At 67.4% G+C, this 17,432-nt stretch carries 18 protein-coding genes; 6 read left to right on the top strand and 12 right to left on the bottom strand.

Going from position 1 to position 17,432, the window contains the following annotated elements; all coding sequences use genetic code 11:
• Window positions 1-37 precede the first annotated feature (37 nt).
• From ACSFA5_RS23055 to ACSFA5_RS23020, 8 genes are all read right to left on the bottom strand, one after another.
• Window positions 38-1,228, bottom strand: a complete 1,191-nt coding sequence (locus ACSFA5_RS23055) for an ABC transporter substrate-binding protein (protein ID WP_435446359.1) — start codon at window positions 1,226-1,228, stop codon at window positions 38-40.
• 10 nt (window positions 1,229-1,238) lie between these two features.
• Window positions 1,239-2,330 (bottom strand): CobW family GTP-binding protein, encoded by a 1,092-nt coding sequence (locus ACSFA5_RS23050; protein ID WP_435446358.1) that lies wholly within the window; start codon window positions 2,328-2,330, stop codon window positions 1,239-1,241.
• Window positions 2,327-2,632: a hypothetical protein gene (locus ACSFA5_RS23045; RefSeq protein WP_435446357.1), complete on the bottom strand. Its 306-nt coding sequence runs from the start codon at window positions 2,630-2,632 to the stop codon at window positions 2,327-2,329. Before ACSFA5_RS23045 ends, ACSFA5_RS23050 begins: the two co-directional genes overlap by 4 nt.
• Window positions 2,633-2,648: 16 nt before the next feature.
• A complete protein-coding gene (locus tag ACSFA5_RS23040) occupies window positions 2,649-3,404 on the bottom strand; it encodes an SDR family NAD(P)-dependent oxidoreductase (RefSeq protein WP_435446356.1) in 756 nt (251 codons plus the stop codon).
• Window positions 3,405-3,422: 18 nt separating this feature from the next.
• Window positions 3,423-4,202, bottom strand: coding sequence for an SDR family NAD(P)-dependent oxidoreductase (locus ACSFA5_RS23035; protein WP_435446355.1), 780 nt, complete (start codon window positions 4,200-4,202; stop codon window positions 3,423-3,425).
• A gap of 12 nt (window positions 4,203-4,214) precedes the next feature.
• Window positions 4,215-5,651 (bottom strand): MFS transporter, encoded by a 1,437-nt coding sequence (locus tag ACSFA5_RS23030; RefSeq protein WP_435446354.1) that lies wholly within the window; start codon window positions 5,649-5,651, stop codon window positions 4,215-4,217.
• 46 nt (window positions 5,652-5,697) lie between these two features.
• Complete coding sequence (locus ACSFA5_RS23025; protein WP_013541066.1) at window positions 5,698-6,576, bottom strand: polysaccharide deacetylase family protein; 879 nt, start codon at window positions 6,574-6,576, stop codon at window positions 5,698-5,700.
• Window positions 6,577-6,845: 269 nt separating this feature from the next.
• Window positions 6,846-8,018 (bottom strand): NAD(P)/FAD-dependent oxidoreductase, encoded by a 1,173-nt coding sequence (locus tag ACSFA5_RS23020; protein ID WP_435446353.1) that lies wholly within the window; start codon window positions 8,016-8,018, stop codon window positions 6,846-6,848.
• Window positions 8,019-8,058: 40 nt separating this feature from the next.
• On the opposite strand from ACSFA5_RS23020, the gene ACSFA5_RS23015 reads away from it, so the two are divergent.
• Window positions 8,059-8,952, top strand: a complete 894-nt coding sequence (locus tag ACSFA5_RS23015; RefSeq protein WP_435446352.1) for a LysR substrate-binding domain-containing protein — start codon at window positions 8,059-8,061, stop codon at window positions 8,950-8,952.
• A gap of 18 nt (window positions 8,953-8,970) precedes the next feature.
• Here the strand turns inward: ACSFA5_RS23015 and ACSFA5_RS23010 are convergent, their stop codons facing one another.
• The gene (locus ACSFA5_RS23010; RefSeq protein WP_435446351.1) at window positions 8,971-9,999 is read right to left on the bottom strand and encodes an aldo/keto reductase; all 1,029 of its coding nucleotides are present in this window, start codon (window positions 9,997-9,999) and stop codon (window positions 8,971-8,973) included.
• Window positions 10,000-10,135: 136 nt separating this feature from the next.
• Between ACSFA5_RS23010 and ACSFA5_RS23005 the strand changes: the two genes are divergently transcribed.
• Window positions 10,136-10,588, top strand: a complete 453-nt coding sequence (locus ACSFA5_RS23005) for a GNAT family N-acetyltransferase (protein WP_435446350.1) — start codon at window positions 10,136-10,138, stop codon at window positions 10,586-10,588.
• Here the strand turns inward: ACSFA5_RS23005 and ACSFA5_RS23000 are convergent.
• On the bottom strand, window positions 10,566-11,042 hold the full coding sequence (locus tag ACSFA5_RS23000; RefSeq protein ID WP_435446349.1) for a helix-turn-helix domain-containing protein: 477 nt from the start codon (window positions 11,040-11,042) through the stop codon (window positions 10,566-10,568). The two genes, ACSFA5_RS23005 and ACSFA5_RS23000, sit on opposite strands and share 23 nt — an antisense overlap.
• A gap of 78 nt (window positions 11,043-11,120) precedes the next feature.
• Here ACSFA5_RS23000 and ACSFA5_RS22995 point away from each other — a divergent pair, with 78 nt between their 5' ends.
• A complete protein-coding gene (locus tag ACSFA5_RS22995) occupies window positions 11,121-11,984 on the top strand; it encodes a class I SAM-dependent methyltransferase (RefSeq protein WP_435446348.1) in 864 nt (287 codons plus the stop codon).
• Between the two features lie 146 nt (window positions 11,985-12,130).
• Here the strand turns inward: ACSFA5_RS22995 and ACSFA5_RS22990 are convergent, their stop codons facing one another.
• Together ACSFA5_RS22990 and ACSFA5_RS22985 are read right to left on the bottom strand one after the other, a co-directional pair.
• Window positions 12,131-12,688: a hypothetical protein gene (locus ACSFA5_RS22990; RefSeq protein ID WP_435446346.1), complete on the bottom strand. Its 558-nt coding sequence runs from the start codon at window positions 12,686-12,688 to the stop codon at window positions 12,131-12,133.
• Complete coding sequence (locus ACSFA5_RS22985) at window positions 12,685-13,263, bottom strand: ComF family protein (RefSeq protein ID WP_435446345.1); 579 nt, start codon at window positions 13,261-13,263, stop codon at window positions 12,685-12,687. The genes ACSFA5_RS22990 and ACSFA5_RS22985 overlap by 4 nt, the downstream gene beginning before the upstream one ends.
• A 281-nt stretch (window positions 13,264-13,544) precedes the next feature.
• Between ACSFA5_RS22985 and ACSFA5_RS22980 the strand changes: the two genes are divergently transcribed.
• From ACSFA5_RS22980 to ACSFA5_RS22970, 3 genes are read left to right on the top strand one after another with little or no spacing between them, the layout of a single operon-like run.
• Window positions 13,545-14,549, top strand: a complete 1,005-nt coding sequence (locus ACSFA5_RS22980; RefSeq protein ID WP_435446344.1) for a MurR/RpiR family transcriptional regulator — start codon at window positions 13,545-13,547, stop codon at window positions 14,547-14,549.
• Window positions 14,546-15,508, top strand: coding sequence for an isoaspartyl peptidase/L-asparaginase family protein (locus ACSFA5_RS22975; RefSeq protein WP_435446343.1), 963 nt, complete (start codon window positions 14,546-14,548; stop codon window positions 15,506-15,508). The genes ACSFA5_RS22980 and ACSFA5_RS22975 overlap by 4 nt, the downstream gene beginning before the upstream one ends.
• Window positions 15,509-15,552: 44 nt before the next feature.
• Window positions 15,553-17,430: a dipeptide ABC transporter ATP-binding protein gene (locus ACSFA5_RS22970; RefSeq protein ID WP_435446342.1), complete on the top strand. Its 1,878-nt coding sequence runs from the start codon at window positions 15,553-15,555 to the stop codon at window positions 17,428-17,430.
• Window positions 17,431-17,432 lie beyond the last annotated feature (2 nt).

The raw sequence follows: 17,432 nt of genomic DNA, 5'->3' as shown, positions 1-17,432 counted from the left end.
CACTGTCGTGCAGTCCTGTCTCTTGTCTCGATGGTGGTCAGCCGCTGCGCAGGAACTCGGTCCATTTGCGCACCAGGTAGTTGTGCTCGTCCATGACGGTGTCCCAGACGGCGACGTTGCTCATTCGCTGGGTGTAGGAGCCGCCGTCGCGCAGGCTGCCGCGGCGGATCAGGATACTACCGTCAGGCCCCGGAAGGTCTTCGCTGGCCGGCTCGCCTTCGTACCAATAGCCCCATTCCGCCGCGCTCAAATGCGCGCGCGAGCGCTGCGGGTTGGAGATGTAGAAGCCCTGCCGCGCCATCGCCGCGCCGGCCCAGCCCGAATGCCACCAGTTCAGGTAGCGGTAGGCCGCGTCGAGCTTCGGGCCCTGTGCGCGGCGAGCGATGCCCATGCCGCCGTACCAGGCGCGGTAGCCCTCCCTGGGGCAGGCCAGCCTGTAGGCCAGCCCGGCTTTCTCGTAGGCCACGATGGACGGCGACCAGTTGCTCTGGATGGCCACGCGGGCATCGATCATCATCCGCGCGGCATCGGCGTAGTTGGCCCAGAAACCGCGGAACAGGCCGGCCTTCTTCTTGGCCATGAGCAGCGCAATCATCTGGTCGATCTCTTCGATCTCCAGGTTGCTGATGTCGCGAAACGCCATCTCGCCGCTCGCGCGCAGCGCCAGCACCGCGTCGAGCGCGCCGATGGCGGCGTCCGCCTGCAGCGCCACACGGCCGGTGCATTGGGGCGACACCAGCCACGACCAGCTTTCCTGCGTGGTGTCGAACAGCTGCGAGACCTCGCCCGGCAGGTAGACGAAGCTGTCCGCGTTGTGCGTGAGCGGCAGCATGCTGATGCGCGCGCTCGGCGCGTCGCCCACGCTGCCGTCCGCCTGCACGTACAGGCGCGTGACCGGGTTGCAGCCTTGCCCGTAGCGGGAATCCGGTGCGAGCCGGCCGGTCTTGGGCAGGGCGTTGACTTCCGGCCAGTGCGCGATGCGCTCCAGTTCGATCGCCTGCAGCGCGCCGGCCGGCCACAGGCAGTCGACGCTGTGGAACCACTGGTCGTACACGTCGAAGCTGCCCTGCTCCATCACGGCTTGGCGCTGAGCGTCGAAACCGTCGAGCACTTCGAAATGAATGCGCAGCCCCAGGTCCGCCATGGCCTGCTTGCGCACCGCCTCGGTCAGCGTGACCGAGGTGCCCAGGACGCGCAGCTCGGTTCTCTTGGACGACGGTGTGGGCATGGCTACGCTTTCAAGATGGAAAAACACCCGCCGGCAGGTCGGCCGGCGCGTAGAAGCGCTCGAACGCCCGCCACGACGCGGTCACGGCCTCCTCGGACAACCCCTGCGTGATGAACACGAGGCGGGAACGTCGATCTTCGTCGGGCCAAGCCTCGAGGTGTTCCGGAGGATGCATCAAATGCCCGATGCCGTGCAAAACCGTGGGCTGTCCATGCGCGAATCCATCGGCCGCGATGCCCAGCAGTCCCTTGATGCGCAGCAACCGGTCGCCATGCCGATGCACCAGCAGGGTCAGCCAGACGGTGAGCGTGAACCATTCGATGGGGCGCTCGAACACCATGCAGAAAGAAATTGCGTGCGTCCGCTCCAGGTGTTGCGCGTGGTCGCCGCCCAGGCGCGCGGGTGCGAGCTTCTGGCCGGGTGGCGCGCGCATGGTGCCCGCGCTCACGCGTGCAATCCATCGTGCGGTGTCGTCGGACGCTTCATGCGCAAGGTCGCCGTGCCAAGGCGCCGGCCCCGTCGGTGCTTCGAGTTGCCGCGCCAGGGGGTTGAGCGCTTGCAGCGTGTCGCGCAACGCCTTCGCCTGGTCCGCCGTCACCAGGTCGGTCTTGCTGAACCACAGCGTATCTGCCGCGGCAACCTGCGCGGTCCATTCGGGGTGCAGCGCCTGCTGCTGCCCGGCATGCACCGCATCGACCACGGTCGACACAAAAGCCGGCCGGAAGTGATGGCGCAGTTGCGCATCGCCCAGCAACGTGGCCAGCACCGGCCCGGGCGTGGCAAGGCCCGTGGTCTCGATCACCACGCGGCGGAACGGCGGCAGCTCCCCGCGCTGGCGGCGCGAGAACAGGCGAATCAGCGCCTCCTTGAGTTCGCCCCGGACCGAGCAGCAGATGCAGCCGTTGTCCAGCAGCACGGTGTCGGTGTCGATGGCGCCGACCAGCAGGTGGTCGAGCCCGACGTCGCCGAACTCGTTGATGAGCACGGCCGTGTCTCCGGCTGCGCTCCCCTGCAGCCAGCGCCGCAGCAGCGTGGTCTTGCCGCTCCCTAGAAAGCCGGTGAGGATGCCGACGGGCAGCACGTCGAAGGCGACATCCGTCATGGCGCGTCCCGACCTGCGTCCGGCGCGGGCCACGGCATGGCCAGCGGATCGATCTCGCGGCCCAGCAGCTGCTCGGCCGCGCCCCACAGCGCTCTGAAGTCGGGCACCAGCACGCTCGCGCCCGTCGGCCCGAGCAGCACATACGACTGCCCATGGAAGTCCTGCAGCTCCAGCCTGAACAGCTTGAGCAACCGGTTGGCCCGCGCGATCTGGAGCAGGCGCTGGCGCCGTCCCTGCACGGCGCCGCCGGCCGCATGGCTCCAGTGCGCCGCGCCTTGCATCAACCCGCACATTCCGCACATGGTCGGCCGCCTTTCTTCAGGGCATCACGTCGCCGGAGTTCGGCCCCAGCGTCTGGCCCACGTACAGGTTGCCACCGGGGTCGGACGCCAGCAACACGGCGGTCGGCGCCACCTCTTCCGCACGCCCGAAGCGGCCCAGCGGAAGGCTGGCTTCCTTGGCCCGCTTCCAGTCGGCGCTGATGCCGTCGACCAGCGGCGTGGCGATCGGTCCGGGTGCAATGGCGTTGACCAGCACGTTGGCCGGCGCCATCTCCAGCGCCAGCGATTTGGTGAAGCCGATCACGCCCGCCTTGGCTGCCGCGTAATGGCACAGCTCCACACCGCCCTTGATGCCCAGCTGCGACGCCACGTTGATCACACGGCCCCAGCGCTGCGCGCTCATGTGCGGGATCGCCCTGCGCGCGCACAGGAACACGCTGCGCAGGTCGACCCGCATCATGTCGTCCCACATTTGCGTGGACATGCTGGCGCACGGCGACTGGGTCAGCATGCCGGCGTTGTTGACCAGGATGTCGATGCCGCCCCAGGCTTCGACACAAGCGTCGATGGTGCGGTTCGCCACCGCTTCGTCGCTGATGTCGCCCACGACGATCTCGACGCGGCTGCCGGCGTCGCGGCAGCGGTAGCCCACGTCTTCGACGCGCGCGCGGTCGAGGTCGGCCAGCAACAGATGGGCGCCGGCGCGCGCATAGGCCAGCGCAATGGCCGCGCCGATGCCGCTGCCGGCGCCGGTCACCACGGCGCGCCGTCCCTGCAGGAGTGCTTCGTTCATGTCGGTTACCTCGGGGGTTCAGCCGGGCCAGCGCACGGTCAGGCCGCCGTCGGCAATCACCGATTGGCCGGTGATGTAGGACGCATCGTCGCCGGTCAGGAAGCGGATCAGCGTTGCGACTTCGCGCGCCCTGCCGACGCGCCCCAGCGGAATGCCCTTGGCTGCGTGCTTCAACCCCTCGGGCCCCAGCGAGTTGTCGGGGTCCAGCGATTGCGGCGTTTCGACCAGCCCGGGAATCACGCAGTTGCAGCGGATGCCGCGGGGCGACAGTTCCATGGCCACCGCACGGCACAAGCCGGTGACGCCCGACTTCGCGGCCGAGTAGTGCACATGGTTTTCCCACCCGTACACGCCGCCGGCAATCGACGACACCGCGACCATCGAGCCGCCATCGCTCATGTGGCGGGCCGCGGCGCGAAAGGTGCGCATGACGCCGCTCAGGTCGACGTTGATCACGTCCATCCATTGCGCGTCGCTCATGGCCGTGAGCGACGACTGGCGCAGCAGGCCGGCGTTGGCGACCGCATGGTCGATGCGCCCGAAGCGCTCGATGGCGACTTGGGCGAAGCGCTCGACCTGCTCGGTATCTCCCACGTCCACAGCCACCATGGCGCAGCGGCCGCCAGCCTCGGCCACCAGCCGCTCGGTCTGCGCCGGGTCGTGCGGGTCGCCCGGAAAATAGCCGCCCACCACCGCCACGCCGGCCTGCGCGTAGGCCACCGTCAAGGCCTGGCCGATGCCGCTGGCCGCGCCGGTGACCAGCGCCACCTTGCCCGCGCCCGATGTCGATGAAGTCATGTCGCGCGCTCCTTACTTGACGGACGTCGGGTCGACGTGCGGCACCAGCATCATCACGACGCCGGAAATCACGCAAGGCACCGCGCCCCAGTAAACCGCCGCCTGCACCCAGTCGGCACCGTGCGACAGCGTGTAGGTCACGCCGAAGCCGGCCGCGATGGCGCCCACCTGCCCCATCGCATTGACGAACGACCCGGCGGTGGCGCGGATGTGGCTCGGAAAGCTCTCGCCGACCAGGAAGAGCACGGCCGCATAGGGACCGATCAGGAAGAACAGGCCCAGCGAGTACAGCGGCACGATGCGCCAGAAATCGCCCTGCGGTGCCTGCAGCATCAGGTAGAACGCGATGCCGCCCAGAACCCAGCCGATGGCGACGGCGGTGCGGCGTCCGATGCGGTCGCCCAGCCAGCCGTGGAACATGTAGCCGAGGAAGCCGGCCAGGTTGGACAGGATCAGCACCTGCAGCGCGTTGGAAAAATCGATGCCCTTGCCCGGCGTGCCGCCCGACCCGCCGAGCACCGAGGTGCCCAGCACGGCGAAGATCACGATGGCGAACCAATTGAGAAAGAAGCTCAGCGCCAGCGACAGCGTCGGCCGCAGGGACGCGCCCTTGAACATCGCGGAGATGCCGGTGTGATGCCGCGCGCCCAGGTCGATGCCTTGCGCCTGCGCCAGCCGTTGCGCATCGCCCGCGCGCCCTTCCTGCTGCAGTTGCGCGATGCGCTGGCCGGTCAGGAACTGCGGGGTTTCGACCAGCCTGCGCCCGAGGATCGCGATGACGACGGCGGGGAACATGGCGAACACGAAAGACAGCGCCCAGCCGCCGCCCGTGCCGAACCAGCGCTCACCCAACGGATACAGCACGGCCACCAGCACCGCGGTAAGCACCGCGCCGACCGGCCATCCGCCCTGCACCAGCGAATAGATGAAGCCGCGCCGCTTCGTCGCCGCCGGGTCGGTGTGCACCAGCGAGAACAGTTCGCTGAGGTAGGTGGCGTTGATGCTCTGCTCGGCGTAGCCCAGGCCGGCCAGCGAGCGCACCAGGATCAGCAGTACGAAGCCCATGCCGGCCGACACGCCGATCACCCAGCCCGCAAACGCCGTCAGTCCCGAACACAGCGCCGCGCCGGCCACGGCGATGATGATGCCCTTGCGCCGCCCCAGCTTGTCGGCGATGGGGCCGATGCCGAACGCGACGATCACCGTGCCCAGCGTGACCCAGGTGTTGAGGTGGGTCTGCTGGTCGGCCGTCCACTTGAAGTGATCGCCGAGCCTGGGCAGCAAGGTGCCGAACAGAATGAAGTCGTAGACGGCGAAGACCCAGGCGAAGAAGCACACCCAGGTGGCGTAGGTCACCTGCTTTTTCGTGACGACGGGCGGCGTCCAGGCGGTCGCTGCAGCGGCTTGGGCGGCGGCCGCCGCGGCATGGGGAGGCGTAGAGGCGTTCATGGCTGTTGTTCGTTTTCTGTAGGGGGTGCCGTGCGATGCGGGTGGCTCAGCCGCGCGGGCTGCGGCGCAGGAAGTCGTCCGCGATCTGGTCGCAGGTCATGAAGCGCACGCCGTCGTGGGCCTTGAAATGCTCGATCAGCCGCTCGAGCATCAGCAGCACCTGCGGCCGGCCGGACACGTCGGGATGGATCGTGATCGGGAACACCGCGTAGTCGTGCTCGCGGTAGACCCAGTCGAACTGGTCGCGCCACATCTGCTCGATGTCGCGCGGGTTCACGAAGCCGTGGCTGTTGGGCGACTTCTTGATGAACATCATCGGCGGCAGGTCGTCCAGGTACCAGTTGGCCGGAATCTCGACCAGCGAGGTCTCGGTGCCGCGCTCCAGCGGCTTCATCCAGGTGTCCGGGTGCTTGCTGTAGTCGATGCGGGTCCACTTGTCGCCCACGCGCACGTAGTACGGATGAAAGTCGTTGTGCATCAGGCTGTGGTCGTACTTGATGCCCTTCTTGATGAGCAACTCGTTCGTGATGGGGCTGAACTCCCACCACGGCGCCACGTAGCCGGTCGGCGCCCTGCCCGCGAGCCGGGTGATGACGTCGATGCTCTTGTCGAGCACGGCCTCTTCCTGCTCGGGCGTCATCGCAATCGGGTTCTCGTGGCTGTAGCCGTGGATGCCCAGCTCGTGGCCGGCGTCGACCACCGCCTTCATCTGGTCCGGAAAGGTCTCGGCCGAGTGGCCGGGCACGAACCAGGTGGTGGTGAGGCCGTATTTCTTGAACATCTTCAGGAGGCGCGGCGAGCCCACCTCGCCGGCGAACATGCCGCGCGAGATGTCGTCGGGCGAGTCTTCACCGCCATACGAACCGAGCCAGCCGCCGACGGCGTCCACATCGACGCCGAAGGTTACGAAGATTTCCTTGGTCATGTTCACTCCTTGAAGTTGAGGGAAGAAAGCACGGGGTCGCGCTGCGCGCCGACGTGAAACGCAAGGTCACTTGCGGCTATTTTTGTACTTTGATATCAAAGTACATTTTTTGGAATGTAGAACCTTTTGTTCTTTCTTATTTAGGTGTTAACCCTTGGCTTTTGGGCGCAAGGCAGCGCAGCGCGGCCGGCGGCATGCGGCGCTGAAGTGCTTGGAGGAGAGGAAATCTGATCGCGCGACGCGGCTCGTTCGCGGTCGCGGCGGAGCCGTCAGATCACGTTCTTTTCGAGCAGCGGCGTGTTGTCCAGCACGCGCATGAACGACAGCGCGGACAAGTCGAGGCTGCGGTAAGCACCGAATCGAATCAGCTCCGCCACCCCTCGCCCCACCGCCGGGCACTGCTGCAGCCCATGGCCCGAGAAACCGTTCGCGAAGTACAGGTTGTCGCAGCCCGGGTGCCGCCCGAGGATCGCGTTGTGGTCGAACACGTTCATTTCGTAGTAGCCGGCCCACGCACCGGTCATGCGGATGGCCTCGAAGGCCGGCACGCGCGCGGCCAGCGCGGGCCAGATGAAACCGTCGAAAGCCTGGTAGTCGACCTCCAGCGGCATGTCGTCGGGGTCCTGGTCTTCGGGCGGCGCGAAGCCGAAGATGAACTGGCGGCCTTCAGGCCGCAGCCAGATGCCGGACGTGTCGATCACCAGCGGACAGCCGGGCAGCGTGTGGGGACACGAAAAGCTGAACACGCTGCGGCGGCGCGCGTGCACCGGCAGGTCGATGCCCGCCCACTGCGCGACCTTCGCGGCCCAGGCGCCCGCCGCGTTGACGACGACGTCGGCCTGCAGCGTCTCGCCGGCGCCGAGCTGCACGCCGGTCACGCTGCGCCCCTCGAGGCGAAGCCCCGTCGCATGCGCCTGCACATAGCGCACGCCCTGCGACGTGGCCTTCTTGCGGAAGGCCTGCAGCAGGCTGTAGCCGTCGTACCAGCCCTCGCCCGACAGACCGAGCGATGCCAGCGCCACGCCGTCGGTGGAAATCCACGGAAAGCGCGCCCTCAGTTCAGCGGGCGTCATCAGCGCCACGTCCACCGCATGCGCCTTCTGCATCGCGTGGTTCTCGCGCAGCACTTCGACGCCCGCGGGCGAGGCCAGGTAGAGGTAGCCGGGTTCGACCAGGCCGATGTCGGGCACGTTGCCGCCCACGCGCAAGGTCTCGCCCAGCGCGCGGAAAAACGCGATGCCGTACAGCGACATCTCGATGTTGATGGCCGTGGAGAACTGCTGCCGTATCGAGCTGGCCGACAGCGCCGAAGAGGCTTGCGTATAAGAAAAATCGCGCTCCACCACCGTGACGTCGAAGGCCTCGCCCTTCGGGTCCGCGGTCAGAAAATATGCGATGGCCGAGCCGATGGCCCCGCCGCCGATGATCGCTACACGACGCATGAAATGCCTTTCGTTGCTGCCCGCCCGCAGAATAGCGCCGATGAGAAAAGACATTCCCAACCTGGGCGCGCTGCAGGCCTTCGAGGCCTCGGCGCGGCTGGGGAGCTTTACCCGCGCGGCCACCGAACTGGCGCTCACGCAAAGCGCGGTCGGCCGCCAGGTGGCCATGCTCGAACAGCGCCTGGGCGTGCCGCTGTTCTCGCGCGTGCGCCGGCGCCTGACGCTCACCGACACGGGTCGCGAATATGCGGCGCGCATCCGCCACCACCTCGACCAGATCCGCCGCGACACGCTGGAGATCAGCGCCGGCCACGAAATGGGCTTCGTGCTCGAGCTGGCCGTGGTGCCGACCTTCGCCACGCAATGGCTCATTCCGCGGCTGCCCGATTTCAGCCGGCTGCACCCGAACATCACGGTGAACCTGTCGGCGCGTTCGCAGCCCTTTTCCTTTCAAGAAAACGCGTACGACGCGGCCATTTATTTCGGCGACCAGTTCTGGCCCAACACGCGCGGCGGGCTGATCTTTTCCGAAGGCGAGATGGTGCCCATCTGCAGCCCCGCCTTTCGCGACGCGCACGGGCCGTGGGACGAGGCCGGCTTCGAGCGCTGCCGCCACGTGCACCTGAGCACGCGTGCCCATGCCTGGCGCGACTGGTACGCGCAGCAGGCGTGGGAGTACACGGTGCACGCCTCGCGCGGACCGCGCTACGAGCTCTTCACCATGGTGGTGGCGGCCACGGCGGCCGGCATGGGCGTGGGCCTGGCGCCGCGCATTCTGGTCGAGCACGAACTGCGCACCGGCGAACTCGTGATTCCGGTGGACCGGCACCTGGACGTGCGCCAGGGCTACTACTTCGCTTACCCCGAAGGCCGGCCGGCCTCCGGGGCGCTGGAGCATTTCAGGCAGTGGGTGCTGGGGCTCACGCCCGGTTGACCCGCCGCTCGAACGGGCTCAGACCGGGTTCGGGTTGCGCTCCAGAAAGCCCTGCTGGTGCCAGTAGGGATAGGTGCGCGGCGTCGCGCTGGCCGCGTCCAGTTCGGCAACCTGCGCGAGCGTGAGGTTCCAGCCCACCGCACCCAGGTTCTGCCGCAGTTGCGCCTCGTCGCGCGCGCCCACCACCACGCTGGACACCGTCGGGCGCTGCAGCAGCCAGTTCAGCGCCACCTGCGGCACCGTCTTGCCGACTTCGGCTCCCACCTTTTCCAGTGCATCGACCACGCGGTACAGCAGCTCGTCGGGCACCGGCGGGCCCATGTCGGCCGTCACGTGCAGTCGGCTGTTGGCGGGCAGCGGCTGGCCGCGGCGGATCTTGCCCGTGAGGCGGCCCCAGCCCAGGGGGCTCCACACCACGGCGCCCACGCCCTGGTCCTGTGCCAGCGGCATCAGCTCCCATTCGTAGTCGCGGCCCACCAGCGAGTAGTACGCCTGGTTCGCCACGTAGCGCGAATAGCCGTAGCGCTCGGACACGGCCAGCGACTTCATCAGATGCCAGCCCGAGAAGTTCGACACGCCGATGTAGCGCAGCTTGCCCGCGCGCACCAGGTCGTCGAGCGTGGAGAGCGTTTCTTCCACCGGCGTGCTGGCGTCGAAGCCGTGCAGCTGGAACAGGTCGATGTAGTCGGTGCCCAGGCGCCTGAGTGCGTCGTCGACCGCGCGCACCAGGTGGTGGCGGGACGACCCCACTTCGTTCGCGCCCTTGCCGCTGCGGAAGGTGGCCTTGGTGGAGATCAGCAACTGGTCGCGCGCCCGGCCCTTGATGGCCTCGCCGAGCACCGACTCGGCCGAGCCGGCCGAATAGATGTCGGCGCTGTCGAACATGTTGACGCCCGCGTCGAGGCAGATGTCGATGAGCTTGCGCGCCTCGGCCACGTCGGTGCTGCCCCACGCGCTGAAGAACTCGCCCTTGCCGCCGAAAGTGCCGGTGCCGAAGCTCAACACGGGGACCTTGAGGCCCGATTTGCCCAGATGACGGTATTCCAAAGTGGTGCTCCTTCGCGCATGCGGATTCATGAAACCGGCACGCCGACCGGCCTGCCATCGAGGGCCATTGTTGGGCGAAGCATTGAACCCTGCGCCCGGGTGGGCTTTGCTGATTTCGGCTAAGTAATATCGGGCGATGCAGATCTCTCTTGAAAGCCCTGACCAGGCCGACGTCATCCACCTCATCGACGAGCTGGATGCGTACCAGAAACCGCTGTACCCGCCCGAGTGCCATTACGGCATCGACATTGCGGCGCTGTCCGCCGCGAACGTGCTGTTCGCTGTCGCGCGCAATGACGAAGGCATGGCCGTCGGCTGCGGCGCCGTCGTCGTGGGGGCCGAGTTCGGCGAACTCAAGCGCATGTTCGTGCGGCCCGAGAACCGCGGGCAAGGCGTTGCGGTGAGGCTGCTGGGCTTTCTGGAAGGCGAAGCGACCGCGAAGGGCTGCACGACGTTCATGCTGGAGACGGGGCCCAGCCAGTCTGAGGCGCTGTCCTTCTATGCACGATCCGGCTACGAACGGCGCGGACCGTTCGGGGCGTACGCGCCGGATCCGTTCAGTGTGTTCATGCAGAAGACGTCGGTCTGAGCGTCGGCCTGAGCGCCGTCTTCAGACCGGCCTTCTTCTTTTTCGTCGTCCGGTCGCCGAGCGCCCCGGCCTGGGCCGCCCGCAGGATGCGCCGGAACTTGGGGCATTCCATGTGGCTCGGCGCGGAACACACGGCGGCATGCCGCAGGCCGTCGCGCATCACGCTGAGGTTGCGGATCGTCCGGTCGAGGTCGTCCGCCTTGGCCGTGAGCATCAGCCGGTCGATGCACGGCTGGCCATCGGCGCCGAACATGCGCGCGATCTCGTCCAGCGAGAAGCCGGCCGTTCGCCCCAGCGCGATCAGCACCAGGCGCTCCAGCACGCCCGCATCGAACAGGCGCTTCAGGCCGCGCCGTCCTGTCGAAACGATCAAGCCTTTCTCGTCGTAAAACCGCAATGTGGAGGCCGGCACGCCCGAGCGCTGTGCGACCTCGCTGATATCCAGATGCATCACTCTCTTGACCTCAAGTCGACTTGAGCTTGCATAGTGCGGTTTCCGCCTTCGCAAGGCAAGCCAAAAAAGGAAACGAACATGACCACGCAGCCCTCCGGCACCGAGCAGGCCCGACTCTGGAACGGTCCCTCCGGACACACCTGGGTCGACATGCAGGCGACGCTCGACCACCTCTTCCAACCCTTCGAAGACCTGTTGGTCGAAGCGGTCGCAGACGCCGGCGCGCACCATGTGCTCGACGTCGGCTGCGGCACCGGCGCGACCACGCTCGCCATCTCGCGTTCGGCGCGCTCGCAAGGCGCCGAAGGCCGCAGCACAGGCATCGACATTTCGCAACCCATGATTGCCACGGCCCGCTCGCGCGCTGAACGGCAAGGCACCCAGAGCACCAGCTTCGTCTGCGCCGACGTGCAGGCCCACGCTTTCGAGGCGGGCGCGTTCGACATGCTGGTGTCGCGCTTCGGCGTGATGTTCTTCGACGACCCGGTGCGCGCGTTCTCGAACCTGCGGCGCGCCGCCACCGACCACGCATCGCTGAAGTTCATCGCCTGGCGCAGCGCCGCCGAGAACCCGTTCATGACGACCGCCGAGCGCGCCGCCGCACCGCTGCTGGACCTGCCCGCGCGCCAGCCCGGCGCGCCGGGGCAGTTCGCCTTTGCCGAGCGGCAGCATGTGCTCGGCATCCTGCAGCAAAGCGGCTGGCAGGACATCGATATCGCGCCCATCGACGTGCCCTGCACGCTGCCCGAGAAGGACCTGCGGGGCTACCTGAGCCGGCTCGGCCCGGTCGGGATGAAGCTTCGGAGCGCGGACGAGCGCACGCGCGAGAAGGTCATCGACACGGTTCGCGCGGCGTTCGATCCGTTCGTGCACGGCAACGAGGTGCGCTTCACCGCCGCGTGCTGGTCGATCGGTGCGCGCGCGGGCAAAGGCGCGGCTTGACCGAAGCGTGCGCTCGGCAGCCTGACGGCTTGGCAAGAGCGGACTGGATCGTGAAGAGCCGAGCGCATTGCACTCAAAAGCAGCAGAGCCCCTGCGGAGAATCTGCGGCCTTCCTCGCTCAAGCAATACAGGCCGGCCGGCCGCGGTCAAGCAAAGATCGAAGCCTGCTCGTGCTTCAGCGCATCGAGGCGCTCCGAAAGCCGAATCTTCTCATCGGCCCTGTGCCGGGCATGGTCTGACATGCAGCAGGTCAGCAATTCGAGGTCTTGCGCAGTGCCGACATTCTTGAAGACCTTGTCCTTGTGCACATAGACCACGGACTTCTTCTTGCGTGCCAGCAGCTCGATCACATTGCTCAACGTCCCCGTGCTCTTGCCGTCCCAGACCATCAATCCGAAGTCTGCAAGCCTGGCCATCTGCAAGTCCTTGGCCGTGAAGAACGCTCGCGAACCTGGCGCCAAGGACGTTCCGGCCACGTGAGTCGGCCAGCCACCGACGTTGTTTCGAGGAACCGGACCGCTGCAGTAGACGGTCGCGTTCTTGGCGCCGATGTCGAGCAAATGAAACTGGATGGCCGCATCGGCACCGTCTGCATCGCCGACAACGATGTCGAAACCGGATTCGACCACCTTGTCGATGCGCGCCTTCACCCGAGCGTCGACGCGCTTGATGGTGATCGAGCCGGCGATGAAAACGGTCGTCATGCGGATCTCCAGGTGAACGCTGCCACGTAAATACCCCGGACTTTGGGGCACGCCCGCAGCACTGTACATGCCTTCTCCATCGAGGCGCCAGTGTGGAAAAGATCGTCAACCAAGAGCACGTTCCAGCGTCCCTCGGGCAGCACATCGCGAATCCAGAGGCTGTCTCCGATGGCCGCCAGCTTCTGCGCCTTGCTTTTCATGTCCTTCATCGAGGGGCCGACTTGCGTCTTGCGCAGCAAGCCCGTGAACACAGGCTTCCCGACAAGCTGCCCCAGTGCGCCGGCCACTGCGGCGACCGGCTGGCGCGGCCTGGCTGTCGATGCCGGCATGGGAACGACGAGTTCGACGGCGGTAAACAGTGGGTAGATGTGCGTGGCAATGGCCTGCGCGAGGGGCAGGGCCTGAGTGAAGTCGTTTCTGTTCTTCAACAGAAAAGTGGCTTCTCCCGCATCCGTTCGCACCGTTGTGAACTGCGGGTGCCCCCACTCGTTGTCGCCGGCGTATTCACTTTTCAAACTGTGTTTGTCCAGTACATACCCGTCGTCCCACGGCCCGGTGATTTGCTTCAAATTCACTTGCACGACTCCCCTCCGCTGCTTTTTTGATCTGGCGAGCACCGTCGCACGACACAGGGCATGGACGGGCTCCAGCCAACTCAAAAAACTCGCGTTGGCGTGGCATTCATCGCAATCGAAGCCTTTCGATCGGAGGCGCTCACCAGTAACCTAGGGAAATCCCTCGGTCCTGGCCCGTTACTTGCGATCACGATCAAAAATGACCGAAAATTTTCTTATCTGACTTATATTTGTAAACTGGTTTTCAAAAAACGCACACTTTCGGGCACCTCGCACCCCTCATGAGCACCACCGTCGACACCCCAGGCACCACCGTGGCCCAGCGCATTGCGCAGGCGTTGCCACGGCTGACGCGTTCGCACCGCCAGGTGGCCGACTACGTGCTGGAGCACCCGCTGCAAGTGGCCACGCTGCCCATCGACGAGCTCGCCGCCGCGGTGGGCGTGTCGGTCGCCACGGCCAACCGCTTCGCGCGGGCGCTGGACTTCGACGGCTACGCCACCTTCCGCGCCGAGCTCGTGCGTGGCTTCGAGTCGCTGGTGGCGCCGGTGGAGCGCCTGCGCGGCAACCTGGAGCGCCCGACCACGGTGGCCGAGGTGTTCGCCACCGCGCTGGACGAGAGCCGCCGCAACATCGAAGCCACGCGCCAGACGCTGGACTACGCCGCCTGCGAAGCCGCGGTGGAGCGCATCGGCAAGGCGCGCTCCATCTACATCGGCGGCTTCGGCGCCAGCGCCTGGCTCGCAGGGCTGCTGCAGCACGGGCTGGACGGCTCGTGCAACGACGTGCGCATGCTCTCCAGCGTGAGCGGCGTCACGCATGCGGCGCGCACGCTGATGCATGCCGGCCCGCAGGACCTGTTCATCGGGCTGACCTTTCCGCGCTACCTGACCGACACGGTGGCGCTCGCGCAGATTGCACGCGCCCAGGGCTGCGCAGTGCTCGCGCTGACCGACCGACCGAGCTCGCCCATTGCCCCGCTGGCCGACGTGGCGCTGTACTGCCAGACCGAAACCAACTACCGCCCGAACTGCGAGACCAGCGTGCTCGCGCTGATCGAGGCGCTCACCAGCGCCGTCTCGCTGCGCGCGCCCGACCCGGTGCAGTCGGCCGGCCGCATCCTGCACGCGGTGCGCCCTTGGCTGCACGGCGCCAACGGGCTGCCGCGCATCAGCGGCCCCGACACCAGCGCGCGCCTGCACGACACGCCCGGCACCGCCGACAAACCCGACGCTCATGCCCTGAACGGCGAGCGCAACGGCAAGAAAAAGAAAGCTCCCCGATGACCCCGTCTCATGTGCCCGTGATCGCCATCCACGGTGGCGCCGGCACCATCAGCGCCGCGACCACCAGCGCAGAGCAAGCCCAGGCCTACCACGACGCGCTGAAGAGCATCGTGGCCGCCGCGCAAGCCGCGCTGCTGAAAGGTGCCTCGGCACTCGACGCCACCTGCCTCGCGGTGGAGCTGCTCGAGGACTGCCCGCTCTTCAACGCCGGCCACGGCGCAGTGTTCACGCACGACGAAACCCATGAGCTGGACGCCGCCGTGATGGACGGCGCCACGCTCGCCGCCGGCGCCATTGCCGGCGTGTGCCACATCCGCCGCCCGGTGCGCGCCGCGCGCGCCGTGCTCGAAGACGGCGCCCACGTGCTGCTGGCCGGCGCGGGCGCCGAAGCCTTCGCGCGCGAGCACGGGCTGGAGATGGTCGAGCCCTCGTTCTTCTCCACCGATGCGCGCCGCCAGCAGCTCTACCGCGTGCGCGACACGGGCCGCGTGGTGACCGACCACGAAGGCGCCTCGATGGCCGCGGCCCCGCTCGACGAAGACAAGAAGATGGGCACCGTCGGCGCGGTAGCGCTCGACATGCACGGCCACCTGGCCGCCGCCACGTCCACCGGCGGCATGACCAACAAGCGCGTGGGCCGCATCGGCGACTCGCCGTTGATCGGCGCGGGCACCTATGCCGACGACCGCACCGCCGCGGTGTCGTGCACCGGCAGCGGCGAAATGTTCATTCGCGTCGCCGCCGCTTACGACGTGTGCGCCCGCATGGCCTACGGCGGCGCCACGCTGGCAGCCGCCACGCACGCGGTGGTGCAGCAGTCGCTGCCCGCGCTGGGCGGCACCGGCGGGCTGATTGCCGTCGACCGGCACGGCAACCTGAGCCTGGCCTTCAACACCGAAGGCATGTACCGCGGCCACGCGCGCGGCACCGACGCGCCGCACACGGCCATCTTTGCCTGACAGCCTGACTGACGCCGCGCGTTCCCCTTTTCTCTCGCATTCCCATGTCCACCCCTTCCCTCGCCCTGCCGGACGGCCGCGTTCTCGCCGTCGACGACCTCACCGTTCGTTTCTCGACCTCCGAGCGCACGGTCGATGCCGTGAAAAAGCTGTCCTTCCACATCGACCACGGCGAAACGCTCGCGGTGGTGGGCGAATCGGGTTCGGGCAAGTCGGTCACCTCGCTGGCGCTGATGCGCCTGGTGGAGCACGGCGGCGGCCGCATCCTCGACGGGCGCATGGCGTTTCGCCGCCGCAACGGCGAGGTGCTCGACCTGGCGCAGGCACGCGACCAGACGATGCGCGGCATCCGCGGCGCGGATATCGCCATGATCTTCCAGGAGCCGATGACCTCTCTGAACCCGGTGTTCACCGCCGGCGACCAGATTGCCGAGGCCATCCGCATCCACCAGGGCAAGAGCAATTCGGCCGCGCGCGCGGAGGCGCTTCGCATGCTGGACCTGGTGCGCATTCCCGAAGCGCGCAACGTGCTCGACCGCTTTCCGCACCAACTGTCGGGCGGCATGCGCCAGCGCGTGATGATTGCGATGGCGCTGTCGTGCAAGCCGCAGCTGCTGATTGCCGACGAGCCCACCACGGCGCTGGACGTGACGATCCAGGCGCAGATCCTGCAGCTCATTCGCGAGCTGCAAAAGGAAATGCACATGGGCGTGCTCTTCATCACGCACGACATGGGCGTGGTGGCCGAAATTGCCGACCGCGTGCTGGTGATGTACCGCGGCGACAAGGTGGAAGCCGGCACGTCGGACGCCGTGTTCGCGGCGCCGCAGCACCCCTACACCCGCGCCCTGCTGTCCGCGGTGCCCAAGCTGGGTGCCATGCAGGGCACCGACCTGCCGGCCAAGTTCGAGCTGCTGCGCACCGACGATTCGACCGACACCACGCCTGCCGAGGCCGCCACGCCGCAAGACACGGTGCGCGAAGGCGCGGGCCCGATCCTACGCGTGCGCGACCTGGTCACGCGCTTCGACGTGCGCAGCGGCATCTTCGGGCGCGTGAAGCGCCGCGTGCACGCGGTGGAAAAGATCAGCTTCGACCTGTATCCCGGCGAAACGCTGGCGCTGGTCGGTGAGTCGGGCTGCGGCAAGTCGACCACCGGCCGCTCGCTGCTGCGCCTGGTGGAGAGCCAGAGCGGCGCCATCGAGTTCGGCGGCCAGAACATCCGCGAGCTGCCCACGCGCGAGCTGCAGGCGCTGCGCCGCAACATCCAGTTCATCTTCCAGGACCCGTTCGCTTCGCTCGACCCGCGCGTGACGGTGGGCTTCTCGATCATGGAGCCGCTGCTGATCCACAACATCGCCAAGGGCGCCGAGGCGCAGCAGCGCGTCGACTGGCTGCTGCAGAAGGTCGGCCTGCCGGCCGAGGTGGCGCAGCGCTACCCGCACGAGTTTTCGGGCGGCCAGCGCCAGCGCATTGCCATTGCACGCGCCCTGGCGCTCAACCCCAAGGTGGTGGTGGCAGACGAATCGGTGTCGGCGCTGGACGTGTCCATCCAGGCGCAGATCGTCAACCTCATGCTCGACCTGCAGCGCGAACTGGGCGTGGCCTTTCTCTTCATCTCTCACGACATGGCCGTGGTCGAGCGCATCAGCCACCGCGTGGCCGTGATGTACCTGGGCCAGATCGTGGAAATCGGCCCGCGCCGCGCGGTGTTCGAAGACCCGCAGCACGCCTACACGCGCAAGCTGATGGCCGCGGTGCCGGTGGCCGACCCGTCGCGCCGCCACAAGCCGCGCGCACTGCTCGAAGGCGAGATTCCCAGCCCCATTCGCGCCGTGGGCGACGAGCCCGTGGTGCCGCCGCTGGTGCAGGTGGCCCCCGGCCATTTCGTTGCACGCCACGCCGTAGGCGGGGCTTTTTGATT

The sequence above is a fragment of the Variovorax monticola genome (genome assembly GCF_051216855.1).
GTDB lineage: Bacteria > Pseudomonadota > Gammaproteobacteria > Burkholderiales > Burkholderiaceae_C > Variovorax.
This window is presented reverse-complemented; position numbering and strand designations above follow the sequence as displayed.

Bases quoted from the DNA above. Each gene is read 5' to 3' on its own strand.
- ACSFA5_RS23055 (WP_435446359.1), bottom strand. From the start codon at position 1,228: ATGCCCACACCGTCGTCCAAGAGAACCGAGCTGCGCGTCCTGGGCACC.
- ACSFA5_RS23050 (WP_435446358.1), bottom strand. From the start codon at position 2,330: ATGACGGATGTCGCCTTCGACGTGCTGCCCGTCGGCATCCTCACCGGC.
- ACSFA5_RS23045 (WP_435446357.1), bottom strand. From the start codon at position 2,632: ATGTGCGGAATGTGCGGGTTGATGCAAGGCGCGGCGCACTGGAGCCAT.
- ACSFA5_RS23040 (WP_435446356.1), bottom strand. From the start codon at position 3,404: ATGAACGAAGCACTCCTGCAGGGACGGCGCGCCGTGGTGACCGGCGCC.
- ACSFA5_RS23035 (WP_435446355.1), bottom strand. From the start codon at position 4,202: ATGACTTCATCGACATCGGGCGCGGGCAAGGTGGCGCTGGTCACCGGC.
- ACSFA5_RS23030 (WP_435446354.1), bottom strand. From the start codon at position 5,651: ATGAACGCCTCTACGCCTCCCCATGCCGCGGCGGCCGCCGCCCAAGCC.
- ACSFA5_RS23025 (WP_013541066.1), bottom strand. From the start codon at position 6,576: ATGACCAAGGAAATCTTCGTAACCTTCGGCGTCGATGTGGACGCCGTC.
- ACSFA5_RS23020 (WP_435446353.1), bottom strand. From the start codon at position 8,018: ATGCGTCGTGTAGCGATCATCGGCGGCGGGGCCATCGGCTCGGCCATC.
- ACSFA5_RS23015 (WP_435446352.1), top strand. From the start codon at position 8,059: ATGAGAAAAGACATTCCCAACCTGGGCGCGCTGCAGGCCTTCGAGGCC.
- ACSFA5_RS23005 (WP_435446350.1), top strand. From the start codon at position 10,136: ATGCAGATCTCTCTTGAAAGCCCTGACCAGGCCGACGTCATCCACCTC.
- ACSFA5_RS22995 (WP_435446348.1), top strand. From the start codon at position 11,121: ATGACCACGCAGCCCTCCGGCACCGAGCAGGCCCGACTCTGGAACGGT.
- ACSFA5_RS22990 (WP_435446346.1), bottom strand. From the start codon at position 12,688: ATGACGACCGTTTTCATCGCCGGCTCGATCACCATCAAGCGCGTCGAC.
- ACSFA5_RS22980 (WP_435446344.1), top strand. From the start codon at position 13,545: ATGAGCACCACCGTCGACACCCCAGGCACCACCGTGGCCCAGCGCATT.
- ACSFA5_RS22975 (WP_435446343.1), top strand. From the start codon at position 14,546: ATGACCCCGTCTCATGTGCCCGTGATCGCCATCCACGGTGGCGCCGGC.
- ACSFA5_RS22970 (WP_435446342.1), top strand. From the start codon at position 15,553: ATGTCCACCCCTTCCCTCGCCCTGCCGGACGGCCGCGTTCTCGCCGTC.